This window comes from Streptomyces sp. NPDC007157 (assembly GCF_040634235.1).
In the GTDB taxonomy this organism is placed as follows: Bacteria; Actinomycetota; Actinomycetes; order Streptomycetales; family Streptomycetaceae; genus Streptomyces.
Window position 1 is genome coordinate 113,370 of the sequence record NZ_JBEYFE010000028.1, and the last position, 22,132, is coordinate 135,501.

The following is a 22,132-nucleotide window of genomic DNA, read 5'->3' on the forward strand; positions in this document are numbered from 1 at the left end:
GCAGGGTGTCAACGCCGACCACCCGAGGGGCCGACCATAATGGAGGACCCTGGCCACACCACTGGAGGTACCGTGACCCGTTTGCGTTCCCTGAGCTCCGGGCTCCGCGTGCTGCGGCCCGCTGCCTTCGGCGTGGACCCCAGCGGCGAGCGCATGGCCCGCATCCAGGGCTCACCGCACTTCAAGGACGGTGTCTTCCAGAACCCGGGCGGCACCACCCGCATGCGTCCCTCGGGCTCGATGCTCGACTTCGCGAAGATCTACTTCGAGAAGGAGCAGCGCGCCCGCCGCGCTCCCCAGGGCACCGTACCGGTGCACGCCACCACCGTCGCCGACCTCGCCCGGCCCGCCGCGAGCGGGCTGCGGGTGACCTGGATGGGGCACTCCAGCGTGCTCGCGGAGATCGACGGGCACCGCGTCCTGTTCGACCCCGTCTGGGGCGAGCGCTGCTCGCCGTTCCCGTTCGCCGGGCCCAAGCGGCTGCACCCGGCGCCGCTGCCGCTGGCCGCACTCGGCCCGGTCGACGTGGTGGTCATCTCGCACGACCACTACGACCACCTCGACCTGCCCACCATCAAGGCGCTGGCCGGCACGGACACCCTCTTCGCGGTGCCGCTCGGGGTCGGCGCCCACCTCGAACAGTGGGGCGTCCCCGCCGACCGGCTGCGCGAACTGGACTGGCACGAGGAGACCAAGGTCGGCGGGCTCACCCTGACGGCCACCCCGGCCCGCCACTTCTGCGGCCGTGGGCTGCGCAACACCCAGCACACCCTGTGGGCGTCCTGGGTCGTCGCGGGTGAGCGGCACCGGATCTACCACAGTGGTGACACCGGCTACTTCGAGGGCTTCAAGGACATCGGCGCCGACCACGGGCCCTTCGACGTGACGATGATCCAGATCGGCGCGTACAGCGAGTTCTGGCCCGACATACACATGACGCCCGAGGAAGGCATGCGGGCCCACCTCGACCTGCAGGGCGGCGGTCCGCACGGGGTGTTGCTGCCGATCCACTGGGGCACCTTCAACCTCGCCCCGCACGCCTGGGCCGAGCCGGGGGAGTGGACGAAGGACGCCGGCGACGGGGTGGCCCAGGCGGTGGCGCTGCCGCGTCCCGGCGAGCCCTTCGAGCCGTCCGGGACGGTGCCCGCCGAACCGTGGTGGCGCGAGGTGTCGGTGCCGATCACCCGGCCGTGGCGCGGCGCCGTCCCGCCGCGGAGCGAGGCCGGGCAGCGAGACCTCGACCTGGCCGGCGAAGCGGTGGCGTCGGACGCGGACGATCTTGTGAAGTGAGGGCGCCGCCGATGTGGCGGTGACGTGAAAGCTGCGTGCATGCCCCTGCACAACCTGGGCAGGGGCATGGGCATGAGTCATGCACATATGCCAACCCCCGCTTTTTTACCGGGACTTGAGCTGTCCCGGCGCTTCTACACGGAGGCCGTGCGCTCGCTGCTGGAAGAGGCCGCTCCCGGCGTTCCGCACTCGGCGGCCCGGGTCGGCCCGGGCTCCGAAGTCCTCGGCTACGACACCGAACGCTCCGCCGACCACGAGTGGGGCCCGCGCCTCCAGCTCTTCCTGCACCCCCACGATGTGTCCCGCCACGGCGGGCGGATCAGACATGTGCTCGCCGAACACCTTCCCAAGACCTTTCACGGCTGGCCCACCCACTTCGCCGCCACGGGGGACCGCGACATCCGGGTCATGCGGGTCACCGACGGCCGGGTGCACCATCGGGTCGAAGTGACCGGTGTCTCCTCCTGGTTCCGTGCCGTCCTCGGCTTCGACCCGTCCTCCGGTGTCACCCCGGCGGACTGGCTGGCCACCCCCACCCAGCTCCTCGCCGAGGCCACCGCCGGCGCCGTCTTCCACGACGGCCTGCACACCCTCTCCCCGGCCCGGGCCGCCCTGGGCTGGTACCCCCATGACCTCTGGCTCCATGTCCTCGCCTGCCAGTGGCAGCGCATCGCCCAGGAGGAGGCCTTCGTCGGACGCTGCGGCGAGGTCGGCGACGAACTCGGTTCCGCCGTCGAGGCCGCCCGCCTGGTCCGCGACCTCATGCGGCTCTGCCTGCTCATGGACCGGCGCTACCCGCCCTACGGCAAGTGGCTCGGCAGCGCCTTCGCCCGGACCCCCGCGGCCCCGCGGCTCACCCCCGTGCTCACCGCCGCTCTCGCCGCCACGGACTGGCACGCCCGCGAGCGGCACCTGGTGCACGCGTACGAGATCGTCGCCCATCTGCACAACGAACTGGAGCTCACCGACCGGGTCGACCCGGCCCCCCGCCCGTACCACTCCCGGCCCTTCCGGGTGCTGCGCGCCGACCGCTTCACCCGGGCCCTCGTCGCCCGTATCAAGGCTCCCGGCATACGGGAGCTGCCGACGGTCGGCGCGGTGGACCAGTTCGTCGACAGCGCGGACGTCCTGAGCCGCCCGGACCGGACGCGGGCCGTGGCCGACGCGGTGACGGACACCGAGCGGCACGACGGCCGTCCGCGGGAGAGGGTGCACGGCGGCCGAGGGGAAAGAGGTCACCGTGGGTGATGTTCTGGGGGCTGGTGACGGGGGTGCGGCAGGTTGCCCGGTCGCCTCACCGGGGCTGCCGAGGGGGTGCGGACCGATGGTCGGCGAGGGGCGCGGTGGGTCGGTCGCCCTGCTCCTCGCTTTCCGTGTCTGACCGTTATTGAGCAGGTCGGATCGGTCGTTGGCCGTTCCGAGGCGGGGAGCCGAGAGTGGTTATCGGCCTTGCGTGCGACGGCTCATACCAGAGCGGGACCATCACCGGGGGACTTTGTCAACTGCCCGCCGCACATGATGCGTTGGCGACTACTGTGAGTGTCCGTCGGGCGACACGGGGCCGAATTCTTTTGCGGTCCCCTCGGCCGGCACCGCGATGGCGCACGCCCAACTCGCGCGGCCCGCGCGAGCAATTCAGGCCCGACGGACCAGTACGAGGACGCAGATGTCTCACCTCCGTGCACCGGCCGCCCGCGCCGACCGCCGTGAGGGCGGTCGGCACGGACGGCCGGTCGCCCGACCCGTTCCCGCGCTGCCCGAGACCCACATACGGCCTCAGCTGATGCGCCTCGCCGTGCTGCCGCCGGTCGCGGTGGCGCTCAGCGGCTGCGCGGCCGTCCTGTTCACCGTCCGCTCCACCGGGGCCCGGCCCAGCCTGACCCTGCTGGCCGTGCTGACCGGAGCGGTCTCGGTGACGGCCGCGGGCATCGTGATCGCCGCCGTGGCCGCGGGCCGAGCCGCCCGCTCGGTCAGCGACCGCGTCGGCATGCTGCGCCGCAACGCCGCCCGCGGCGAGGCCGATCTGCTGGCCCTCGTCGACGCGCTGCGCCGCGGCGAGAACCCGCCCCCGCGCAAGTCGCGCGGGGGACCACCCGAGGACGCCGACGACTTCGAGCTGCTCGCCGCCGACCTGTCCCGCGCGCACGACGGCGCCGTCACCGCCGTCGTACAGGCGGCCCAGCTCTCCAGCCAGGCCGGCAGCGAACAGAAGCTGGAGGTCTTCGTCAATCTGGCGCGGCGGCTTCAGTCCCTCGTGCACCGGGAGATCTCGATCCTCGACGAACTCGAGAACGAGATCGAGGACCCGGACCTCCTCAAGGGCCTCTTCCACGTCGACCACCTGGCCACCCGCATCCGACGGCACGCCGAGAACCTCGCCGTGCTCGGCGGCGCCGTGTCCCGGCGCCAGTGGAGCAACCCCGTCTCCATGACCGAGGTGCTGCGCTCCGCCATCGCCGAGGTCGAGCAGTACTCCCGGGTCAAGCTCGTCCCGCCGATCGACGGGGAACTGCGCGGGCACGCCGTCGCCGACGTCATCCACCTCCTCGCCGAACTCGTCGAGAACGCCACGGTGTTCTCCGCCCCGCACACCCAGGTGCTGCTCCGCGCCAACCTCGTCACCTCCGGCCTCGCGGTCGAGGTCGAGGACCGCGGACTCGGCATGCCGGTCGGCGAACAGTCCAACATGAACGCCCTGCTCGCCGACCCCGACCAGGTCAACGTCGCCAGCCTGCTGGCCGACGGCCGCATCGGCCTCTTCGTCGTCTCCCAGCTGGCCCGCCGCCACGGCATCAACGTCCGCCTCCAGACCAACATCTACGGCGGTGTCCAGGCCGTCCTCGTCGTCCCGCAGGGCTTGCTGGGTACGGCACCGGGCGCCCCCGGGGCGGTACCGCAGCCGCGGGACGCGGGGGCCGTAGGAGGTGCGCCGGGGGCACCGGCCGGCGCGCCGGGAGCCGGGGGCACACGGCCGTCCGCCGCCACCGGAACGGCGGAGGGCGTCCACGGCGGCACCGCCGGACCGAATGCCGGACCCGGTGGCCGGGCGACCGCCCCGGGCGGCGCGCCGCCGGACCGACGGCCCGCGCCGCAGCAGGCACCGGCCACGGCCACGGCCGGCGGGCGGCGCCGGCACGCGCAGCCCGAGGGCGCACCCGCGCCGCTGCCGGTACGCGGCACCCAGGAGACCCGGCCCAACCCCGCCGAGGCACTGCCGGGCATCCGCCCCGAGGACCGGCCCGCGGTCGCGGAGCACGCCGGCGCCCCGCCCGTCCCGCGCGCCGGTGCCGTGCGCGGCACCATGGGCAAGCCCCAACTGCCGCGCCGCCGCGCCCAGGAGCACATCGTCCCCCAGCTCCGCGGCGGCCCCGCACCCCGCCAGGACAACGAGGCGCCGGCCGGACACGACCCCGGTCTGATGGCCGCCTTCCAACGCGGCATCGGCCTCGCGGAGGCCCAGCAGCATCTGGAGGCCACCCAGGAACCGCCGGCCGCCGCCGAGCCCCTGGGCGGGCCCCAGGGAGAGGCCTTCCGTACGGGGCTGAACGGTATGGGCGTCACGGAGATGGGCCACACCGACACGGGCGTCGCCGACCTCGGTGCTGCCGGTAGGGGCGTCGACAGCGGATCCGGCGTGACGAGGTCCGGCGAGGGTGCCGGAGGCGCGACGAGCAGCGCGTCCCACGCCACACATGCGGACGGCATGCACATGGATGTCACGCACATGGAGGCCACGCCTATGCGTGCCGCCCATGCCGACTCGGCACACCGGGAGTCGGCACACCGGGAGGCCGGGCACATGGCTCCCGAGTACACAGCCCCGGCCCACACGTCCCCGGCCCATACGTCCTCGGCCCACACGTCCCCGGACCACATGGCCCCGGCCCACACAAGTCGGGCACAAGGGGCCCCGGCCGACCCCCCGTCCGCGTCCGGAGCCCAGTCGCACTCCCCGGCCCTGCGCCCGGTGCGCACCTCCGAATTCAATGCCCGGCCCGACGGGAGCGCACCGGCCGGATGACCAGCACCGTCTCCACCCCCACCCCCACCGCTCCCGTAGACCTTCGTACCTCAAGGAGTCGATCCACCATGGCGAGCGATGCGCCGACCGCCCAGGTATCCGACCTCGACTGGCTGATGAGCGGCCTCGTCCAGCGCGTACCCCACACCACCAGCGCGGTACTGCTGTCCTGCGACGGGCTGGTGAAGTCCGTCCACGGACTCGACCCCGACAGCGCCGACCACATGGCCGCGCTCGCCTCCGGCCTGTACTCGCTCGGCCGCAGCGCGGGCGTCCGCTTCGGCGACGGCGGGGATGTCCGTCAGGTCGTCGTCGAACTCGACTCGACGCTGCTGTTCGTCACCACCGCCGGCTCCGGCACCTGCCTCGCCGTGCTGGCCGGCCGCGAGGCCGACGCCGCCGTCCTCGGCTACGAGATGGCGATGCTGGTCAAGAGCGTCCGCCCGTACCTAGTCACCGCGCCCCGGCAGCACGCCGTCGAACCCACGGCGATGAGGCCTTGAGGGTGGCGGCAGCCGGCGACGGGCCTTGGCTGGACGACGCGGCCGGACGCCTGGTGCGCCCGTTCACGGTCAGCAACGGCCGCACCGAGCCCAGCATCGCCTTCGACCTGATGTCGCAGGTGATGGCCACCGGGGCCACCCCACTCGGCTACCTCGGCCCCGAGCACGCACAGGCCCTCGACCTGTGCCGCGCACCCGTCTCGGTCGCCGAGATCGCCGCGTACCTCAAACTGCCCGCCGTGGTCACCAAGGTGCTGCTCTCCGACCTCGTCGACTGCGGGGCGCTGACCGCCAAGCCCCCCGTCTTCCACCACAACCCCACTGACCGGTCTCTGCTGGAGGCAGTGCTCGATGGACTACGACGACAGCTGTGACCCCTTCCCCACCGCGCTGAAGATCCTGGTGGCCGGTGGGTTCGGGGCCGGCAAGACCACCTTCGTGGGCGCGGTCAGCGAGATCGCGCCGCTGTCCACGGAGGAACTCCTCACCACGGTGAGTGCCGCGACCGACAATCTCGACGGCATCGAGAACAAGGTCGAGACGACCGTGGCCATGGACTTCGGCCGCATCACCCTGGACCCCGAACACGTGCTGTACCTGTTCGGCACGCCCGGGCAGGAGCGGTTCTGGTTCATGTGGGACGAACTGTCCGAGGGCGCGCTCGGCGCGGTCATCCTCGCCGACACCCGCCGCCTCGAGGACTGCTTCGCGGCCGTCGACTTCTTCGAGGAGCGCGGTCTCGGCTTCATCGTCGCCGTCAACGAGTTCGACGGCTCCTACCGCTATGACCCCGAGGAGGTGCGCGCCGCCATCGACCTCGACCCGGAGGTCCCGGTCGTCCGCTGCGACGCCCGTATTTCCAGCTCCGGCGTCCAGACCCTGCTCACGCTCGTCCGCCATCTCATCGCCCACGCTCCGGTCTCCGCGCCGAGCCACGGCGCCCACATGTGAATCCCATACACCCCTCACGGAGCCCATATATGACCCACGTCCACAGCGATGGAGCCCGTCCATGAGGTACGACCCGTCGCGCCCGGCCGGTCGTCTGCTGCTCACGCCGGAGGACAAGGAGGCGCCCGTGCGTACCCTGCGCCTCGGCCAACTGGGCCTCGGCGAACACCCCGACCCGGAGCTGGACGCCTACGCGGACCGGCTCGCGGAGGTCACCGGGACGCCCTACGCCATGGTCAACTTCGTCGGTGAGAACCGGCAGTTCTTCGCGGGCCTGCACCTGCCGGCCGTGCCGCCGCCGGTGGTGAAGCCCGACGGCACGACGCCGGTGCTGGGCCGTGAGCTGGCCCGCGACCACGGGTTCTGTCCCCACGTGGTGGTCCGGCGCAAGGCATTGGTCCTGGAGGACGTCTGCGACTACCCGCGGTTCGCGGGCAACCCGGTCGTCGACGAGTTCGGCATCCGCTCCTATCTGGGCGCCCCGCTCATCGACAGCACGGGGACGGCGCTCGGCACGGTGTGCGTGGTCGACGTGGAGCCGCGGCCCTGGGGCCGGCCCGGTCTGGAGACCATCAAGTCGTCGGCGGCGGAGCTGGTGGCCCGCATCGAGCGGCGCGAGGCGGACGGGCTCCCGCTGCTGTGACGACGGGAACGGTTCCCCGCACTAGCCGACCGGTCTAGTACTTTCGTACCCTGGTGGCATGGGACGCACGAGTGACGCCAAGCGGAAGATCCTCGACGCCGCCCGCTCGCTGATCGAGGGGCGCGGGTACTCGGCGCTCGGGGTGGCCGAGATCTGCAAGGCGGCCGAGGTACCGAAGGGTAGTTTCTACTACTTCTTCGAGTCCAAGGAGGCCCTCGCGCTCGCGGTCGTCGACGAGCACTGGGCGGCCCAGAAGCGTGAGTGGACGCATGCCCTGACCGGTGAGGCGGAGCCGCTCCGGCGGTTGCGGCGGCTGTTCGAGGAGACGGAGGCCGGTCAGCTCGCCGTCCAGCAGGGCTGCGGCACGGTGGCGGGCTGCCTGTTCGGGAACCTCACCCTGGAGCTGAGCAACCAGACCGAGGTGGTCCGCGCGCGGCTCCAGGAGATCTTCGACGCGCAGGTCGGCATGGTGGAGTCCGTCATCGTCGAGGCCCGCGAGCGCGGCGAGGTCGGTGTGACCGACACCCGGGAGGCGGCGCGGGCGGTGGTGGCCCAGTTGGAGGGCCAGGTGATGTTCGCCAAGCTGTACAACAACACCCACCGGCTGAGCCCGCTGTGGCAGAACTGCCGGGCCCTGCTCGGCGTGACAGTGGCCTGACGGAGTTCTGGCAGCGGCCTCTGAGGGGCGCGGCAGAGGGGATGGCGGCGGCTCAGGTATGGGTGGCCTCGGCGGTGTGTGTGGCCTCGGCCGGCCGTCGCCGTCGTACCGGCGCTGTGTGTTCCGCGCCCATGTGGTGCGGGAAGCCGATCCGCAGTACGGCGGCGGCCGCGGCCGCGGCGAGGACCACCAGGGCGGCCAGCAGCAGAGCCTGGTGGTAGCCGTGGCGCAGCAGCGGGGCGACGACCAGGGGGCCCAGGATCTGGCCGACGGAGTATCCGGCGGTCAGCAGGGCGACGGAGCGCGGGAAACGCAGATGCGCCCCCGTGGCCAGGGCCAGGGTGCTGACGCCCAGGAAGGTGGCGCCGAACAACACCGCCGAGCCGAGCGCGGCGGCCGTACTCCCGGTCACCGCGGGCAGGGCGATACCGACCGCCTGGACGGTGAGCGCGGTGATCAGCAGACCGGGTCGGGACCACCGGCGTCCCAGCCGGGCCCAGAGCGCCGAGGACGGTACGGCGGCCAGCCCCACCAGCACCCACGCACCGCTGCCGACCCAGCCGGGGGAGCCCTGGCCGATCGCCGCGACCAGGAAGGTACCGGCGACGATGTAGCCGACACCCTCCAGGAAGTAGCTGACGAACAGGGCGCCGAACCAGCGGTGGGTCCGGGCCGTCGTCCGGCTCCCGGACACCGGGACGGGCGGCGCGTCCTCGGGCCGCAGATTCCACGAGGCCGCGGCCAGTACCCCGGCGAGCGCGGCGGCGGCCCACCAGGCGGCCCGCCAGTCGGAGACCGACCGCAGGGCCAGCACCAGCAGGCCGGAGAGCGCGATACCGGCGCCCACGCCGCCGAAGGCCCAGCCGGGCAGGTGCGCCGGGTGTTCCCGCAGATGGTGCAGCACGGAGGCGACGGCGATGACGAAGACCAGGGCGCTCGCCGCCCCGGCCAGCAGCCGCAGCACCTCCCACACCGCCGCGCCGCGGGTGAGGGGCATAGCGGCGAGCGTGGCGGTCAGCAGGAGCAGGGAGCCGCGCAGCGCGGCGCGCGACCGGACCAGCGCGGGGACCAGGGTGCCGGCGAGCGCGCCGACGAGATAGCCGACGTAGTTGGCGGTGGCCAGGTTCGCCCCGGCACCGGCGGACAGGCCCGCCTGTGCGTGCATCAGGGGCAGGATCGGGGTGTAGACGAAGCGGCCGACGCCCATGCCCGCGGCGAGCGCGGCGCCGGCCCTGGCGACGTGGGTCCAGGCGGACGTGGTGGTCATCGGGTGCCGTCGCCCCGGCCCGGATCGTTGGGGTGGGACTCCAGCGGGGTGACGGTGACCGTCATCCACGGGCGCAGCGGCAGCGTGCCGAGCACCTTCTCGTGGAGTTCCTCCTCGTCGCCGGCGCGCCAGACGCCGATGCTGCGCAACTCGCCCACGGGGCGCCACAGCCGGGCCAGACGGCCGGTCGCGGCCAGTTCCCCCGCCCGGACGGCCTCCGCGGCCCGCCGCCGGTCGACCTCCTCCTGGTCCGTGCCCTCGGGGACGGTGGTGGTGATCTCGACCAGGAACTCTCGCACGACGTGCTCCCTCGACTCTCGGTGAAGTTCATCGTGCTCCCGTCACGAGCGCCGGTGCCACGACCGGCTGCCTCGCTGCTGAGAGGTGGGGCCTCCCACCGCGCGTAGCATGGCGCGCGTGGAACTGCGTCAGCTGCGGTACTTCGTCGCCGTCGCCGAGGAACTGAACTTCGGCCGGGCCGCCGAGCGACTGCTCATCGCGGGCCCCTCGCTCTCGCAGCAGATCAAGGCGCTCGAACGGGACCTGGGCGTCCGGCTGTTCGACCGGGACCGCCGTTCGGTCTCGCTCACCCCGGCCGGTGCCGACCTGCTGCCGCACACCCGGGCGCTGCTGGAGCGGGCCGACGACCTCCAGCGCCGGGCCGGCCGCCTTTCGGGTTCGCAGTCGGTACGGCTCGGTTACGTCAACTGGCTTCCCCCGGACCTGATGTCACGGACGGCCTCGGTGGCCCGGGTCCATGTGGACGCCTGGGTCGCCCCCTCCCACACCCAGGCCGCCCGGGTCGCCGACGGCAGTCTGGATCTCGCCGTCTGCTGGGTGCGCACGGAGGACCTCGAACGGCTCGGGCTGCGGGCCCGGCTGCTCGGCGCCGACCGGTTGTACGCCGTCGCGAAGGGCACCGACACGGGCGAGCTGCCGGCCCGGGACACCGATGTCCTCATCGACGAAGACGTCACCTCCTGGGCCTCCTGGAACGTGTACGCCGAGGAGTTGACCCAGGCCGTCGGTGCCCGTGCCGTGCGCATCTCGGACGGCGCCGTCACCGGCCCCGCCTTCTTCGACCACGTCCGCCGCTGCACCCGCCCGGTCCTCAACTCGCCCAAGGGCCAGACCGTCCCGCTCCCGCCCGACCTGGTCCGCCGGGAGGTCGTCGCGCCGAAGGTGTACTGGACCTGGTCGCTGGTCTGGCGGGAGAGCGAGGACCGCGCCGGAGTCCTGGCCGCCGTCGACGCCCTGGGCGACGGCGTGGGCGCCGGCGACCTCGGTGTCCACGCCGCGGACGCCTGGCTGCCCGCGGACGATCCGTACGCGCTCCCCGGCTGAGCCGCACTGGGAGGCTGTGCCTCCCACTCGGTAGGAAGACGATCCTGGCGCCCCCGAGCGACCCGAACTACCTTCCAAATAGTCGACCGGTCGGCTAGTAACCGGTCAGCCACTACGGAGAAGGTCACCATGAGCACGCAGAACCAGAAGGTCGCGATCGTCACCGGCGCCTCGCAGGGCATCGGCGCCGCCCTCGTCGAGGGCTACCGCAAGCTCGGCCACGCCGTCGTCGCCACCTCGCGCACCATCGCCCCCGCCGACGACGCCGACGTACTGACCGTGCAGGGCGACATCGCCGACCCGGCGACCGCCGAGCGGGTCGTCGCCGCCGCCGTCGAGCGGTTCGGCCGTATCGACACCGTGGTCAACAACGCCGGCATCTTCGTCGCGAAGCCCTTCACCGACTACACGGCCGCCGACTACGCCGCCGTGACCGGCATCAACATGGACGGCTTCTTCCACCTCACCCAGCGCGCCCTGCCGCACCTGCTCGCCCAGGGCGGCGGACACATCGTCAGCGTCACCACCAGCCTGGTCGACAGCGCGGACGCCCGGGTTCCCTCCGTCCTGGCCTCCCTCACCAAGGGCGGTCTGCAGTCCGCGACCAAGTCCCTGGCGATCGAGTACGCCACCCGCGGCATCCGGGTCAACGCCGTGTCGCCCGGCACCATCAAGACGCCCATGCACCCGGCGGAGACCCATGACTACCTCTCCGCCCTGCACCCGGTCGGCCGGATGGGTGAAGTGAGCGACATCGTCGACGCGGTGCTCTTCCTGGAGACCGCGCCGTTCGTCACCGGCGAGATCCTGCACGTCGACGGCGGTATGAGCGCCGGACACTGATCGTTCGTCACATCACCAGCCAAGGAGCGGACATGACCACGACCACGGGCGACTCGGCGATCCTGAGCGGGGTGCTCGACCGGTGGCGGGCGGCCGTCGACGCACACCAGCCCGAGCGCGTCGCCGCCCAGTTCACCGAGGACGCTGTCTTCCAGGGACTGCACCCCTACAGCGTCGGACGGCAGGGCGTCGCCGACTACTACGACTCCCAGCCCCTCGGCATGAAGGCCGCGTACCGCGTCCTGGAGACCCGGCGGCCCGCGGACGGCGTCGTCCTCGGCTACCTGGCCGTCGAGTTCTCCTTCACGGACCGGCCCCCGCTGGACGTGAAGCTCTCGGTCCTCGTGACCCGCGCGGGGGACGACTGGTACATCAGCCACTACCAGGTCTCCCGCCTCGACTAGGGCCGTCGCGCCGCGTCCTGCGGGCGTGAAGTGGAGCTGTGGCGGCGGTTAAGAAATCCTCGATGGACCCGAGGCGCCCGGATACGGCAGATTGCTGTGCGATTCCACCCCCCTCCCCGGCCGCGGGACGCTTCGGCGTGCCCGCGACCGGGACCTCACGCACAGGAGCCGTAGCGTTGAAGGCACTGGTCAAGCAGAAGGCGGAGCCCGGCCTGTGGCTCGCGGACGTGCCGGAACCCACGGTCGGACCGGGTGACGTACTCATCAAGGTGCTGCGAACCGGTATCTGCGGAACCGACCTGCACATCCGGGCCTGGGACGGCTGGGCCCAGCAGGCGATCACCACACCGCTGGTCGTCGGGCACGAGTTCGTCGGCGAGGTCGTCGGGACCGGCCGCGACGTCGTGGACATCAAGGCCGGTGACCGGGTCAGCGGCGAGGGCCATCTCGTCTGCGGCAAGTGCCGCAACTGCCTGGCCGGGCGGCGCCACCTGTGCCGGGCCACGGTCGGTCTCGGCGTCGGCCGCGACGGCGCGTTCGCCGAGTACGTCGCGCTGCCCGCCGGCAACGTCTGGGTGCACCGCGTCCCCGTCGACCTCGACGTGGCCGCGATCTTCGACCCGTTCGGCAACGCCGTGCACACCGCGCTCTCCTTCCCGCTCGTCGGCGAGGACGTCCTGATCACCGGGGCAGGGCCGATCGGTCTCATGGCCGCCGCCGTGGCCCGGCACGCGGGCGCCCGCAACGTCGTGATCACCGACGTCAGCGAGGAGCGCCTCGACCTCGCCCGCAAGATCGGCGTGAGTCTCGCCCTGAACGTGTCGCGGGCCCGGATCGCCGACGGACAGCGGGAGCTGGGGCTGCGCGAGGGCTTCGACATCGGCCTGGAGATGTCCGGCCGCGCCGAGGCGCTCCAGGACATGATCGCCAACATGACGCACGGCGGCCGTATCGCCATGCTCGGCCTGCCCGCCCAGGACTTCCCCGTCGACTGGGCCCGGATCGTCACCTCGATGATCACCATCAAGGGCATCTACGGCCGCGAGATGTTCGAGACCTGGTACGCGATGTCCGTCCTCCTGGAGGGCGGACTCGACCTCGCCCCCGTGATCACCGGCCGCTACGGGTACCGCGACTTCGAGGCGGCCTTCGCCGACGCCGCCAGCGGGCGTGGCGGCAAGGTCATCCTCGACTGGACCCTCTGACGACAACCAAGGACTGATGATGTTCGACTCCGTGCGCGACGACCTGCGCGCCACCCTCGACGAGATCCGCGCCGCCGGCCTGCACAAGCCCGAGCGGGTCATCGGCAGCCCGCAGTCCGCGACCGTCAACGTGACCGCGGGCGGCCGCCCCGGCGAGGTCCTCAACTTCTGCGCCAACAACTACCTCGGCCTCGCCGACCACCCGGAGGTGATCGCCGCCGCCCACGAGGCCCTGGACCGCTGGGGCTACGGCATGGCCTCGGTCCGCTTCATCTGCGGCACCCAGGAGGTCCACAAGGAGCTGGAGGCGCGCCTCGCCGGCTTCCTGGGCCAGGAGGACACGATCCTCTACTCCTCCTGCTTCGACGCCAACGGCGGTGTCTTCGAGACCCTCCTCGGCGAGGAGGACGCGGTGATCTCCGACGCCCTCAACCACGCCTCGATCATCGACGGCATCCGGCTCTCCAAGGCCCGCCGCCTCCGATACGCCAACCGCGATCTGGCCGACCTGGAGCGCCAGCTGAAGGAGGCGCAGGGCGCCCGCCGCCGGCTGGTCGTCACCGACGGCGTCTTCTCCATGGACGGCTATGTGGCGCCGCTGCGCGAGATCTGCGACCTCGCCGACCGCTACGACGCGATGGTCATGGTCGACGACTCGCACGCCGTCGGCTTCGTCGGCCCGTCCGGCCGCGGCACCCCCGAACTGCACGGTGTGATGGACCGCGTCGACATCATCACCGGCACCCTCGGCAAGGCTCTCGGCGGTGCCTCCGGCGGCTACGTCGCGGCCCGCGCCGAGATCGTCGCCCTGCTCCGCCAGCGCTCCCGTCCCTACCTGTTCTCCAACACCCTCGCCCCGGTGATCGCTGCGGCCTCCCTCAAGGTCCTCGACCTGCTGGAGGCGGCGGACGACCTGCGGGTGCGCCTCGCCGAGAACACCGCGCTGTTCCGCCGCCGGATGACCGAGGAGGGCTTCGACGTACTCCCCGGCGACCACGCCATCGCCCCCGTGATGATCGGCGACGCGGCCGAGGCGGCCCGGATGGCCGAGCTGCTCCTGGAGCGGGGCGTGTACGTGATCGGCTTCTCGTATCCGGTGGTCCCGCAGGGCCAGGCGCGGATCCGGGTGCAGCTGTCCGCGGCCCACTCGACGGACGACGTCAACCGCGCGGTGGACGCCTTCGTCGCGGCCCGGGCGGAACTGGCGGCCTGAGCACCCGGGACATATTGCAATAATCAACACCATGATCGAGGCGCGGCGGCTCCATATCCTCCGTGCGGTGGCCGACCACCGCACCGTGACGGCGGCTGCCGCCGCGCTGTATCTGACCCCGTCGGCCGTCTCGCAGCAGCTGGCGGCCCTGGAGCAGGAGACCGGCCACCGCCTGGTCGAGCGCAGCGCCAAGGGCGTACGGCTCACCCCGGCCGGTGAGATCCTGCTCGGCCACACCAACGCGGTCCTCGCCCAGCTGGAGCGGGCCGAGGCCGAGCTGGCCGCCTACGGCTCGGGCGAGGCCGGCACCGTCACCGTCGCCGCCTTCGCCACCGGCATCGCCCAGGTGGTCGCCCCGGCCGTGGCCCACCTCGCCCGCACCGCCCCCGGCATACGCATCCGCGTCCAGGACGCCGAGGGCGACGCCAGCCTGCCGATGGTCCTGGACCGGCAGGTCGATGTCGCGGTCGCCGTCGAGTACCGAGGGGCGCCGTCCGCCGACGACCCCCGGCTCACCCATGTCTCCCTGTACGCCGAGCCCTTCGACGCCGTCGTCCCGCTCCACCACCGCCTGGCGGGGGCCGCCGAGGTCCCCCTCGCCGAGCTGGCCAAGGACGCCTGGATCGGCCCGTACCCCGGCAACCCCTGCCATGACGTGGTCGTCCTGGCCTGCGAGAGCGCCGGCTTCCAGCCCCGTCTGGAACACTCCTCCGACGACTTCCGGGCCGTGGTGGCCCTGGCCTCGGCCGACGCGGGTGTGGCCCTCGTGCCCCGCTCGGCGCTGCGCGGCATGGACCTGACCGGCGTCGTCGTACGTCCCGTCGACGGCATCGCCCCGACCCGCCGCGTCTTCGCCGCCGTACGACGCGGAGCGGAGGGCCATCCGCTGATCCGCCCGGTGCTGGAGGCGCTGGGCGAGGCGGCCCGGCCGTGAGCCTTCCTTAACATCGGCGTTTCATATCGGGGATATCGTCCCGGATATGAGACGCGACGAACCGGAAACGGCACGAGACGAGACGGTCACCCCCGCTCCCGCCCTCGCCCTCGGCGCCGCCCCCGACCCCGTCGACGCCCGCCTCGGCAGCCGCCTGGCCGAACTGCGGGCCGAACACGGCTGGTCCCTCGGCGAGTTGGCGGAGCGCAGCGGAGTGAGCAAGTCCACCCTGTCCCGGGCCGAACGCGCCGAGACCAGCCCCACCGCGGCTCTCCTCAACCGGCTCTGCAACGTCTACGGGCGGACCATGTCCCAGTTGCTCAGTGAGGTCGAGGCGGCACCCGCACCGGTGCTGCGCGCCGCCGAACAGCAGGTCTGGGAGGACCGCGCCGCCGGTTTCGTCCGGCGGTCCGTGTCGCCGCCGCACGGCGGTCTGCGCGGCGAACTCGTGGAGGGCCGGCTCGCGGCGGGCGCGGACATCGCCTACGACCGCCCGCCGGTGCCCGGCCTGGAGCAGCACCTCTGGGTGCTCGACGGGAGCCTCGCGGTGACCGCGCAGGAGGTCGAACACCTCCTGGACACCGGCGACTGTCTGCGCCTGCGGGTGTGGGGGCCGACCCGGTTCCGGTGCGCCGGGCCGGGGGAGACGCGGTATGTCCTGGCGGTGGTACGGCCATGACGGAACTGCGCCTCGGAGCGGACCAACTGGCCGAGAGGATGGGGGAGTTGGCCGAGCTGCTGGTCGACACCGTGAACGGCGGGGCGTCCATCGGCTTCCTCGCGCCCTTCGAGCGGGAGCGGGCCGTCGCCTGGTGGCAGGGGCGGCTGGACGCCGTGGCCGCCGGTCGCCTCGCCGTCTGGGCGGCGCTGGACGACGCCGACCGCGTCGTCGGCACGGTCGGCCTGGCCTTTCCCTTCCCGGACAAGCCGAACAGCCGGCACCGTGCCGAGCTGGTGAAGCTGATGGTCCACCGCGAGGCCCGCGGCCAGGGCATCGGGAGACGGCTGCTGACCGTCGCCGAAGAGGCGGCGACCGTCGCCGGCATCACCCTGCTCCACCTCGACACCGAGACGGACAGCCCCGCCGAGCGCCTGTACCGCTCGGCCGGCTGGACCCGCGCCGGAGTCATCCCGGACTACGCGGCCGACCCCGGCGGGGTGCTGCGGCCCACGACCCTCTACTACAAGCACGTCGGAGCTCTGACCAGCTGACTGTCAGTGCCAGGGGCTACGGTTCTGGGCATGCCGGAAGCCGAAGACGTACGCCGTGTCGCGCTGTCCCTGCCGGACACCAGCGAGAAGATCGCCTGGAACATGCCCACGTTCCGGGTCGCCGGGAAGATGTTCGCCACGCTGCCCGAGGACGAGACCTCCATCGCCGTGCGCTGCCCCAAGGAGGAGCGCGACGAACTGGTGCTCGCCGAGCCGGACAAGTTCTGGATCGCCGATCACGAGGCCCAGTTCGCCTGGGTCCGGGTGCGGCTCGCCGCCCTGGAGGGCGAGGCCGAGCTGCGCGACATCCTCGCCGACTCCTGGCGACAGGCGGCCCCGCCCCGACTCCTGGACGCCTACCCGGAGGTGGGGCTGCCGGGCCCGGACTGACACCCACCGCCCCGGACCGTACGGCTGTGGTCTCCCGGTCGGGCCGTCGCTTCGCCCGGACAAAAGCCGTGCGCGACCACCTGCCCGAGTGCGGTATTGTTTCCTTGCGCGTTTCGACCAGGGAAATCCCAGGTCAGACGGCACCGGGACGTGGCGCAGCTTGGTAGCGCACTTGACTGGGGGTCAAGGGGTCGCAGGTTCAAATCCTGTCGTCCCGACTGGAGACAGTCGCAGGTCAGGGCCGGGTTCGGAGGCATACGAACCCGGCCCTTGATCATTCTTGGGGACCGGTTGGGGACCAGCGTCCTTGACCTGGGTCAGCGGGTCACGGCGACCAGGCTTGGCAGCGAGCACGGTGCGCGCAGCACGCTGAAGCGCGCGGAGAACCTGAGCTCATTGGCCCAGGTTCGGGAAAAAGAACGGATGGCTGCCTTCGGCGCGGCATAGACGCCGAACGCTTCGCCACCGGAACCCGCCGCGGTGGAGCCGGTGAGGATCACTGAGGCTCCGTCATTCCGTAGCGGAAGCGCCTTTTGGGACGGTGAAGAGCATGCCCCTCACGCCGGCTCCGACAGGTGCGGCCGAGGCGTGTGGGTGTCAGCGGAGGTGGATGGGGTCGTCGGCCACCGGACTGCTGGTGTGGGCCGACTCCTGTTGCCGCCATGCTCCGGGCGGGGTTCCGTGGTGGCGTCGGAAGGCCGCGGCGAAGGCATAGGGCGAGCCGTAGCCGATCGCGTCGGCGATCTCGGCCAGGCTCAGCTCGCCGTCGCGCAGGTGGTCGCGGGCCAGGGCCATGCGCCAGTCAGTCAGATAGTGCATCGGGGTCTGGCCGAGTGCGTTCCGGAAGGTTCGTGCGAAGGCGGCCCGGGACAGTCCGCTGAGCTCGGCGAGTTCGGGGACCGCCCAGGGGTGTCCGGCGTCCTCGTGCATGGCTTGCAGTGCCGCGCTCAGCCGGGGATCCGTCGATGCCCGGTACCAGCGGGGTGCGGTGCTGCTCTGGCGGAAGCTGGTGCGGATGGCGAGAACGAGAAGTATGTCGAGAAGCCGGTCCAGCACGGTGGGGTGGCCCGGCTCGGGGGATGCCAGTTCGCGGGACAGCAGGTCGATCACGTCGCGCAGGGGATCGCCGACGGCCGCGGAGAGGGGCAGCACCTGAGGCAGTGCGTCGAGCAGGGCGCTGCCGATGTCCCCCGAGAACCGGTAGGCGCCACACAGGAACACCGTCGCCCTTGAGGCGTCCGGATCATCCGGATCGTGACGTGCCCGGAACTCCTCCGGTTCGAGGCAGTCGGCACCGGGCTCATGGCCGATGTAGTGATCGGGGCCTCCGCGGACGAGTGTCACGTCACCCGGCGAGAGTTCCATCGGGCTCTGGGAGGTGTCGTCGAACCACAGCCACCCGCGCCCCCGTACGACAGCATGCACCGCAAGCTGGATGGAGCCCCCCAGCCGCAACCCCCAGGGAGGTGTGGCCACCGTGCGGGCGAAGACAGCGCCCGAAGCACGCGCCCGCGCGAGATGGTCGTACAGCAGGTCCATGCGACGAGCATGGAGCAGTACGGTCACGTGGGTCAATTGAATGAGCGTTTGAAACAAAGAACGGGCGCGGATCACGCATTGATTCGCTCAGCGAGGGATCTCACGATGGAGCCATGTTCAATGCACAGCAGACGACACTCGTGCTCGGTGGTACCGGTCGAACCGGATCGCTGGTCGCGCGGAAACTCATCGAGCGGGGCCTGAGCGCGCGTACGGCCTCGCGCCACGGCGCCGACGTGCGGTTCGACTGGGACGACCCGACCACCCACGCCCGTGCCCTGGACGGCGTCGACCGCGTCTACCTCGTCACGCCCGTCCTGCGGATCACGTACGCCGACCTGGTGTCCGGATTCCTCGACCGTGCCGCGGAAGCCGGGGTACGGCACGTCACCTACCTCAGCACCCACGGCAGTGAACAGGCGCCACCAGAGGTGGACATCCGGGCTGTCGAGCTCGACCTGGCACGCCGGGGAGCCTTCACCCACTCCGTCCTGCGTCCCGCATGGGTCATGCAGAACTTCGCCGACGAGCATGTGCCGGTCATGAACGGCGCCATCACCGTACCGACCCGTGGCGGCGCGGAAGCCTTCGTCGATGCCACGGACATCGCCGCGGTCGCGGTCGAGACGCTGGTCGACCCCGACGCCCATGCCGGCGCGCAGTACACACCGGCCGGCCCGCAGTCGCTCACGGTCGGCGAGGTCGCCGCCGTCATCGCCGAGGTGAGCGGCGGACCCGTCACCCACAACGACATCGACGTCGACGCCTGGATCGGCGGCGCGGTCGCCGCCGGCCTCGTACCCGGCGACTACGCCGTGATGCTCCGCTGGCTGACAGAGACCATCAGCTCCGGCAACGGGTCCCGGCCGAACGACGACATCGAGAAGGTCACGGGCAGACCGCCGACCACCTTCCAGGAGTTCGCTCGGCGGAACGCTGCCGCGTGGACCCGGTGACCGTGTCCGTCAACGACTTCGATCACGGCCACTACGCGGCGCTGGACCCCTTCTTCCGGATCATCGAAGAAGGACTGGCCGGCTTCGTCGACGGACGGCACTTCTTCGATCTCCTGGCCGAGGACGTCGTCTTCGAATACGTGATCTCGGTTCCCGGATACCCGCGACGGGTCGAGGGGCGCCGGGCCGTGGCCGAGCTGTACGGCGGCTATGGCAGCACCATGATCCTGCGAAGCGCGGACGCACTGGCCGTTCATCGTGATCGCGAGGCATCGGTGATCGTGCTGGAGTACGCGGTGCACGGACAGGCGGTCCGCACCGGGCGGGCCTACGACAACCACTTCGTCTCCGTGATCACCATCGAGGACCGCAAAGTCACGCACTGGCGGGACTACTTGGACCCCGTCGCAGTCTTCGACGCGATCGGCTGGCCCGCACCGTGACTGGTCTTCTCGCGGCGGCTCCCCGGTTGAGCGATCAGCTTGCCCCGCCGAGAAGCGGTGGGTCGGACGAACGCCGAGAGAGTCACTCATCGACGACCGGACGGACGACCGGACGGTGGAGCCGGCGGTGTCCTCGGTTCACTCGACGCCTCCAGGGAGACCCGACAATGTGAAGTCAAGACGACCGGTCATATTGAATGGATGCGGCGACTGCTCGCGGACTGCGTTCGTGAGCGGGTCCGGCGCGCGAACCACTGATCACGAGGGAGTGCCATGTCCGCATACCGAGCTTTCGAGGTCACAGGAACGCGGAGGTTCGAGCTGGTGGAGCGTGAGGAGCAGGAACCGCCGCTGGGGCATGTGCGGCTGCGGGTCGAGGCGTGCGGCGTCTGCCATTCCGACGTGGTCGCCGTCGAGGGCATGCGGCCCGACCCGTCCGCGTCGGTGGTTCCCGGGCACGAGGTCGTCGGTGTGATCGACGCGATCGGGCCCGGGGTGACGACATGGCGGGTCGGCGAGCGGGTGGGCGTGGGATACCTCGGCGGTCACTGCGGAGTGTGCGACTTCTGCCGGCGCGGGGACTTCGTCAACTGCGCGGACCAGCCGCAGACGGGCACCGACGTCGACGGCGGCTATGCGGAGTCGATGATCGCCAGGGCCGGCGGCCTGGTCCGGATTCCTGAGGGGATCGGCTCCATCGACGCGGCGCCGCTGCTGTGTGCGGGACTGACGGTGTTCAGCGCGCTCCGGCAGATCGACCACGTCCCGGGCGCGCTGGTCGCCGTGCAGGGTATCGGCGGTCTCGGGCACCTGGGCGTGCAGTACGCGAAGAAGCTCGGATTCCGCGTCGCAGCGATCGCAGCGATCGCCCGGGGCACGGGGAAGGCGGAGTTGGCCAGGCGGCTCGGCGCCGACCACTACATCGACAGCTCCACCGGTGACGCCGGCGCGCAGTTGCAGAGGCTGGGCGGCGCGGCCGCCGTCGTCGCGACCGCCGCGAGCGGTACCTCGATGTCACCGCTCGTCGCCGGACTGGCGCCGCGCGGTCGCATGGTGGTCGTGGGTGCCGCCGCCGACCCGATCCAGGTGCGGACCACCGACCTGATCTTCGGCACCCGCACGGTCGCCGGAAGCCTGACCGGCAGTTCCATCGACAACGAGGACAGCCTCCGGTTCGCCAAGGCCCGGGACGTCCGCCCGATGACCGAGGTCATGCCGCTCGCCCAGGCGCCCCAGGCGTACGAGCGCATGATGTCCGGCCAAGCCCGTTTCCGTATCGTTCTGAACATGGCGGTCTGACAATGAATGAGAACAACAGCCTCAAGGACCTCACCATCGCCGCGCACGGCGGCCTCGACCGGTGGAACGGGTTCACCTCTCTCACCGCGCACCTGCGCAACGGTGGACCGCTGTGGGGGCTCAAAGGGCAGGAAGGCGTCCTCGCCGACGCCCATGTCCGCGTCGACCTGCACAGCCAGTTCGCAAGCCACTTCCCGATCAGGGAGGAGGGCCGGCGTACTGCCCTCACCGCCAAGCGCGTCGCGATCGAGACCGACTCGGGCGAGGTCCTGGCCGAACGGAGCGACCCGCGGGGCTCCTTCGCCGGGCACGTCCTCGAAACTCCTTGGGACGAACTGCAGTTGGCGTACTTCGCCGGATACGCCATGTGGACGTATCTGACCGCGCCCTTCTCCTTCACCATGCCCGGCTTCACGACCGAGGAGCTGACCCACTGGGAGGAGGACGGGCAGACATGGCGCCGGCTGAAGGTCACGTTCCCCGACAGCATCGCGACCCACTCCAAGGAGCAGACCTTCTACATCGGCAGCGACGGTCTGTTCAAACGCCACGACTACAACGCCGAGGTCGTCGCGGGCGGCCCGGCCGCGCACTACCCCTCGGAGTACCGGGAGTTCGACGGGATCAAGGTCCCGACCAAACGGCGGGTCTACGCCCTCGACGAAGACGGAACGCCCGACCTGGACCTGCTGCTCGTCACCATCGACCTCGACAAGATCACGCTCGAATGACGTGCGGTGCACCGCGACACCGAGCCCCCGGCCGTCCGCGGCTGGGGGCTCGGTGGTCGCGCCCTCGGGCCGTGGGACCGTAGAAGCGCCCCATGTGCTCAGGCGAGCAGTGTGCCGAACACCGTGTCGAAGAAGACCTTTACGGCAATATGACCAACCATCTGAAGATAATATGTACCGCTTGTCGCCATTGGGCCGGAACCGAGCGGGCGCCGAGCACGCGGTGCGGTCAACCGCCGAACGCCTCGGTGCTTCGCCGAGAGTCGCGCGGGTGAGGGGAAGCCGG

General features: G+C 71.5%; 24 protein-coding genes, 1 tRNA gene and 1 pseudogene. 22 read left to right on the plus strand and 4 right to left on the minus strand.

Annotated elements, in window-relative coordinates; genetic code table 11:
* The first annotated feature begins 72 nt into the window (after positions 1-72).
* The 8 genes from ABZ642_RS37475 (at position 73) to ABZ642_RS37510 (ending at position 8,066) form a co-directional block, all read left to right on the plus strand.
* Positions 73-1,290, plus strand: coding sequence for an MBL fold metallo-hydrolase (locus tag ABZ642_RS37475; RefSeq protein WP_360493013.1), 1,218 nt, complete (start codon positions 73-75; stop codon positions 1,288-1,290).
* An 87-nt stretch (positions 1,291-1,377) separates the two neighbouring features.
* Positions 1,378-2,538, plus strand: coding sequence for a DUF4037 domain-containing protein (locus tag ABZ642_RS37480; RefSeq protein WP_360493094.1), 1,161 nt, complete (start codon positions 1,378-1,380; stop codon positions 2,536-2,538).
* Between the two features lie 418 nt (positions 2,539-2,956).
* Positions 2,957-5,311, plus strand: a complete 2,355-nt coding sequence (locus ABZ642_RS37485; protein ID WP_360493016.1) for an ATP-binding protein — start codon at positions 2,957-2,959, stop codon at positions 5,309-5,311.
* A 68-nt stretch (positions 5,312-5,379) separates the two neighbouring features.
* Positions 5,380-5,814 carry a roadblock/LC7 domain-containing protein gene (locus ABZ642_RS37490; RefSeq protein WP_046728213.1) on the plus strand — a complete coding sequence of 145 codons (435 nt, stop codon included), beginning with the start codon at positions 5,380-5,382 and terminating at the stop codon, positions 5,812-5,814.
* A gap of 2 nt (positions 5,815-5,816) precedes the next feature.
* Positions 5,817-6,188, plus strand: a complete 372-nt coding sequence (locus tag ABZ642_RS37495) for a DUF742 domain-containing protein (protein WP_360493019.1) — start codon at positions 5,817-5,819, stop codon at positions 6,186-6,188.
* Positions 6,166-6,765, plus strand: a complete 600-nt coding sequence (locus tag ABZ642_RS37500; RefSeq protein WP_360493022.1) for an ATP/GTP-binding protein — start codon at positions 6,166-6,168, stop codon at positions 6,763-6,765. Before ABZ642_RS37495 ends, ABZ642_RS37500 begins: the two co-directional genes overlap by 23 nt.
* Before the next feature lie 61 nt (positions 6,766-6,826).
* The gene (locus tag ABZ642_RS37505; RefSeq protein ID WP_360493025.1) at positions 6,827-7,408 is read left to right on the plus strand and encodes a GAF domain-containing protein; all 582 of its coding nucleotides are present in this window, start codon (positions 6,827-6,829) and stop codon (positions 7,406-7,408) included.
* Between the two features lie 58 nt (positions 7,409-7,466).
* The gene (locus ABZ642_RS37510) at positions 7,467-8,066 is read left to right on the plus strand and encodes a TetR/AcrR family transcriptional regulator (RefSeq protein WP_360493027.1); all 600 of its coding nucleotides are present in this window, start codon (positions 7,467-7,469) and stop codon (positions 8,064-8,066) included.
* 52 nt (positions 8,067-8,118) lie between these two features.
* On the opposite strand, the gene ABZ642_RS37515 is transcribed toward ABZ642_RS37510, so the two are convergent.
* A complete protein-coding gene (locus ABZ642_RS37515) occupies positions 8,119-9,333 on the minus strand; it encodes a YbfB/YjiJ family MFS transporter (RefSeq protein ID WP_360493030.1) in 1,215 nt (404 codons plus the stop codon).
* Positions 9,330-9,632, minus strand: coding sequence for a muconolactone Delta-isomerase family protein (locus ABZ642_RS37520; RefSeq protein WP_360493032.1), 303 nt, complete (start codon positions 9,630-9,632; stop codon positions 9,330-9,332). The genes ABZ642_RS37515 and ABZ642_RS37520 overlap by 4 nt, the downstream gene beginning before the upstream one ends.
* 109 nt (positions 9,633-9,741) lie before the next feature.
* Here ABZ642_RS37520 and ABZ642_RS37525 point away from each other — a divergent pair, with 109 nt between their 5' ends.
* The 10 genes from ABZ642_RS37525 to ABZ642_RS37570 all read left to right on the plus strand — a co-directional run bounded on the left by ABZ642_RS37525 (position 9,742) and on the right by ABZ642_RS37570 (position 17,096).
* Positions 9,742-10,677, plus strand: a complete 936-nt coding sequence (locus ABZ642_RS37525) for a LysR family transcriptional regulator (RefSeq protein ID WP_360493034.1) — start codon at positions 9,742-9,744, stop codon at positions 10,675-10,677.
* A gap of 129 nt (positions 10,678-10,806) precedes the next feature.
* Positions 10,807-11,520 carry an SDR family oxidoreductase gene (locus ABZ642_RS37530; RefSeq protein WP_360493037.1) on the plus strand — a complete coding sequence of 238 codons (714 nt, stop codon included), beginning with the start codon at positions 10,807-10,809 and terminating at the stop codon, positions 11,518-11,520.
* 32 nt (positions 11,521-11,552) lie between these two features.
* Positions 11,553-11,924: a nuclear transport factor 2 family protein gene (locus ABZ642_RS37535; RefSeq protein ID WP_360493040.1), complete on the plus strand. Its 372-nt coding sequence runs from the start codon at positions 11,553-11,555 to the stop codon at positions 11,922-11,924.
* A 176-nt stretch (positions 11,925-12,100) separates the two neighbouring features.
* The gene (gene tdh, locus ABZ642_RS37540) at positions 12,101-13,129 is read left to right on the plus strand and encodes an L-threonine 3-dehydrogenase (protein ID WP_360493043.1); all 1,029 of its coding nucleotides are present in this window, start codon (positions 12,101-12,103) and stop codon (positions 13,127-13,129) included.
* Between the two features lie 19 nt (positions 13,130-13,148).
* Entirely contained in the window at positions 13,149-14,342 is a 1,194-nt protein-coding gene (locus ABZ642_RS37545; RefSeq protein ID WP_360493097.1) for a glycine C-acetyltransferase, read from the plus strand.
* Between the two features lie 31 nt (positions 14,343-14,373).
* Entirely contained in the window at positions 14,374-15,276 is a 903-nt protein-coding gene (locus tag ABZ642_RS37550; RefSeq protein WP_360493046.1) for a LysR family transcriptional regulator, read from the plus strand.
* A 46-nt stretch (positions 15,277-15,322) separates the two neighbouring features.
* A complete protein-coding gene (locus ABZ642_RS37555; RefSeq protein ID WP_360493049.1) occupies positions 15,323-15,955 on the plus strand; it encodes an XRE family transcriptional regulator in 633 nt (210 codons plus the stop codon).
* Positions 15,952-16,488 (plus strand): GNAT family N-acetyltransferase, encoded by a 537-nt coding sequence (locus ABZ642_RS37560; RefSeq protein ID WP_360493051.1) that lies wholly within the window; start codon positions 15,952-15,954, stop codon positions 16,486-16,488. Before ABZ642_RS37555 ends, ABZ642_RS37560 begins: the two co-directional genes overlap by 4 nt.
* Before the next feature lie 30 nt (positions 16,489-16,518).
* A complete protein-coding gene (locus ABZ642_RS37565) occupies positions 16,519-16,878 on the plus strand; it encodes an MmcQ/YjbR family DNA-binding protein (protein WP_360493054.1) in 360 nt (119 codons plus the stop codon).
* Positions 16,879-17,022: 144 nt separating this feature from the next.
* Positions 17,023-17,096: transfer RNA gene (locus tag ABZ642_RS37570), tRNA-Pro, on the plus strand.
* A gap of 171 nt (positions 17,097-17,267) precedes the next feature.
* Here the strand turns inward: ABZ642_RS37570 and ABZ642_RS37575 are convergent.
* Positions 17,268-17,439 (minus strand): annotated as a pseudogene (locus ABZ642_RS37575) (SDR family oxidoreductase); the annotation flags it as partial.
* Positions 17,440-17,475: 36 nt separating this feature from the next.
* On the minus strand, positions 17,476-18,444 hold the full coding sequence (locus tag ABZ642_RS37580; protein ID WP_360493100.1) for an AraC family transcriptional regulator: 969 nt from the start codon (positions 18,442-18,444) through the stop codon (positions 17,476-17,478).
* A gap of 86 nt (positions 18,445-18,530) precedes the next feature.
* Here ABZ642_RS37580 and ABZ642_RS37585 point away from each other — a divergent pair, with 86 nt between their 5' ends.
* The 4 genes from ABZ642_RS37585 (at position 18,531) to ABZ642_RS37600 (ending at position 21,846) form a co-directional block, all read left to right on the plus strand.
* Positions 18,531-19,373, plus strand: coding sequence for an NmrA family NAD(P)-binding protein (locus ABZ642_RS37585; RefSeq protein WP_360493057.1), 843 nt, complete (start codon positions 18,531-18,533; stop codon positions 19,371-19,373).
* Positions 19,361-19,816 (plus strand): nuclear transport factor 2 family protein, encoded by a 456-nt coding sequence (locus ABZ642_RS37590; RefSeq protein WP_360493060.1) that lies wholly within the window; start codon positions 19,361-19,363, stop codon positions 19,814-19,816. The genes ABZ642_RS37585 and ABZ642_RS37590 overlap by 13 nt, the downstream gene beginning before the upstream one ends.
* A gap of 273 nt (positions 19,817-20,089) precedes the next feature.
* Positions 20,090-21,115, plus strand: coding sequence for an alcohol dehydrogenase catalytic domain-containing protein (locus ABZ642_RS37595; RefSeq protein WP_360493063.1), 1,026 nt, complete (start codon positions 20,090-20,092; stop codon positions 21,113-21,115).
* A gap of 2 nt (positions 21,116-21,117) precedes the next feature.
* A complete protein-coding gene (locus tag ABZ642_RS37600) occupies positions 21,118-21,846 on the plus strand; it encodes a hypothetical protein (RefSeq protein ID WP_360493066.1) in 729 nt (242 codons plus the stop codon).
* The last annotated feature ends 286 nt before the right edge of the window (positions 21,847-22,132 follow it).

Coding starts and splice junctions, on each gene's coding strand:
- ABZ642_RS37480 (WP_360493094.1), top strand. CDS start 1,378: ATGCCAACCCCCGCTTTTTTACCGGGACTTGAGCTGTCCCGGCGCTTC.
- ABZ642_RS37485 (WP_360493016.1), top strand. CDS start 2,957: ATGTCTCACCTCCGTGCACCGGCCGCCCGCGCCGACCGCCGTGAGGGC.
- ABZ642_RS37490 (WP_046728213.1), top strand. CDS start 5,380: ATGGCGAGCGATGCGCCGACCGCCCAGGTATCCGACCTCGACTGGCTG.
- ABZ642_RS37500 (WP_360493022.1), top strand. CDS start 6,166: ATGGACTACGACGACAGCTGTGACCCCTTCCCCACCGCGCTGAAGATC.
- ABZ642_RS37505 (WP_360493025.1), top strand. CDS start 6,827: ATGAGGTACGACCCGTCGCGCCCGGCCGGTCGTCTGCTGCTCACGCCG.
- ABZ642_RS37510 (WP_360493027.1), top strand. CDS start 7,467: ATGGGACGCACGAGTGACGCCAAGCGGAAGATCCTCGACGCCGCCCGC.
- ABZ642_RS37515 (WP_360493030.1), bottom strand. CDS start 9,333: ATGACCACCACGTCCGCCTGGACCCACGTCGCCAGGGCCGGCGCCGCG.
- ABZ642_RS37525 (WP_360493034.1), top strand. CDS start 9,742: ATGGCGCGCGTGGAACTGCGTCAGCTGCGGTACTTCGTCGCCGTCGCC.
- ABZ642_RS37530 (WP_360493037.1), top strand. CDS start 10,807: ATGAGCACGCAGAACCAGAAGGTCGCGATCGTCACCGGCGCCTCGCAG.
- ABZ642_RS37535 (WP_360493040.1), top strand. CDS start 11,553: ATGACCACGACCACGGGCGACTCGGCGATCCTGAGCGGGGTGCTCGAC.
- ABZ642_RS37545 (WP_360493097.1), top strand. CDS start 13,149: ATGTTCGACTCCGTGCGCGACGACCTGCGCGCCACCCTCGACGAGATC.
- ABZ642_RS37550 (WP_360493046.1), top strand. CDS start 14,374: ATGATCGAGGCGCGGCGGCTCCATATCCTCCGTGCGGTGGCCGACCAC.
- ABZ642_RS37555 (WP_360493049.1), top strand. CDS start 15,323: ATGAGACGCGACGAACCGGAAACGGCACGAGACGAGACGGTCACCCCC.
- ABZ642_RS37560 (WP_360493051.1), top strand. CDS start 15,952: ATGACGGAACTGCGCCTCGGAGCGGACCAACTGGCCGAGAGGATGGGG.
- ABZ642_RS37565 (WP_360493054.1), top strand. CDS start 16,519: ATGCCGGAAGCCGAAGACGTACGCCGTGTCGCGCTGTCCCTGCCGGAC.
- ABZ642_RS37585 (WP_360493057.1), top strand. CDS start 18,531: ATGTTCAATGCACAGCAGACGACACTCGTGCTCGGTGGTACCGGTCGA.
- ABZ642_RS37595 (WP_360493063.1), top strand. CDS start 20,090: ATGTCCGCATACCGAGCTTTCGAGGTCACAGGAACGCGGAGGTTCGAG.
- ABZ642_RS37600 (WP_360493066.1), top strand. CDS start 21,118: ATGAATGAGAACAACAGCCTCAAGGACCTCACCATCGCCGCGCACGGC.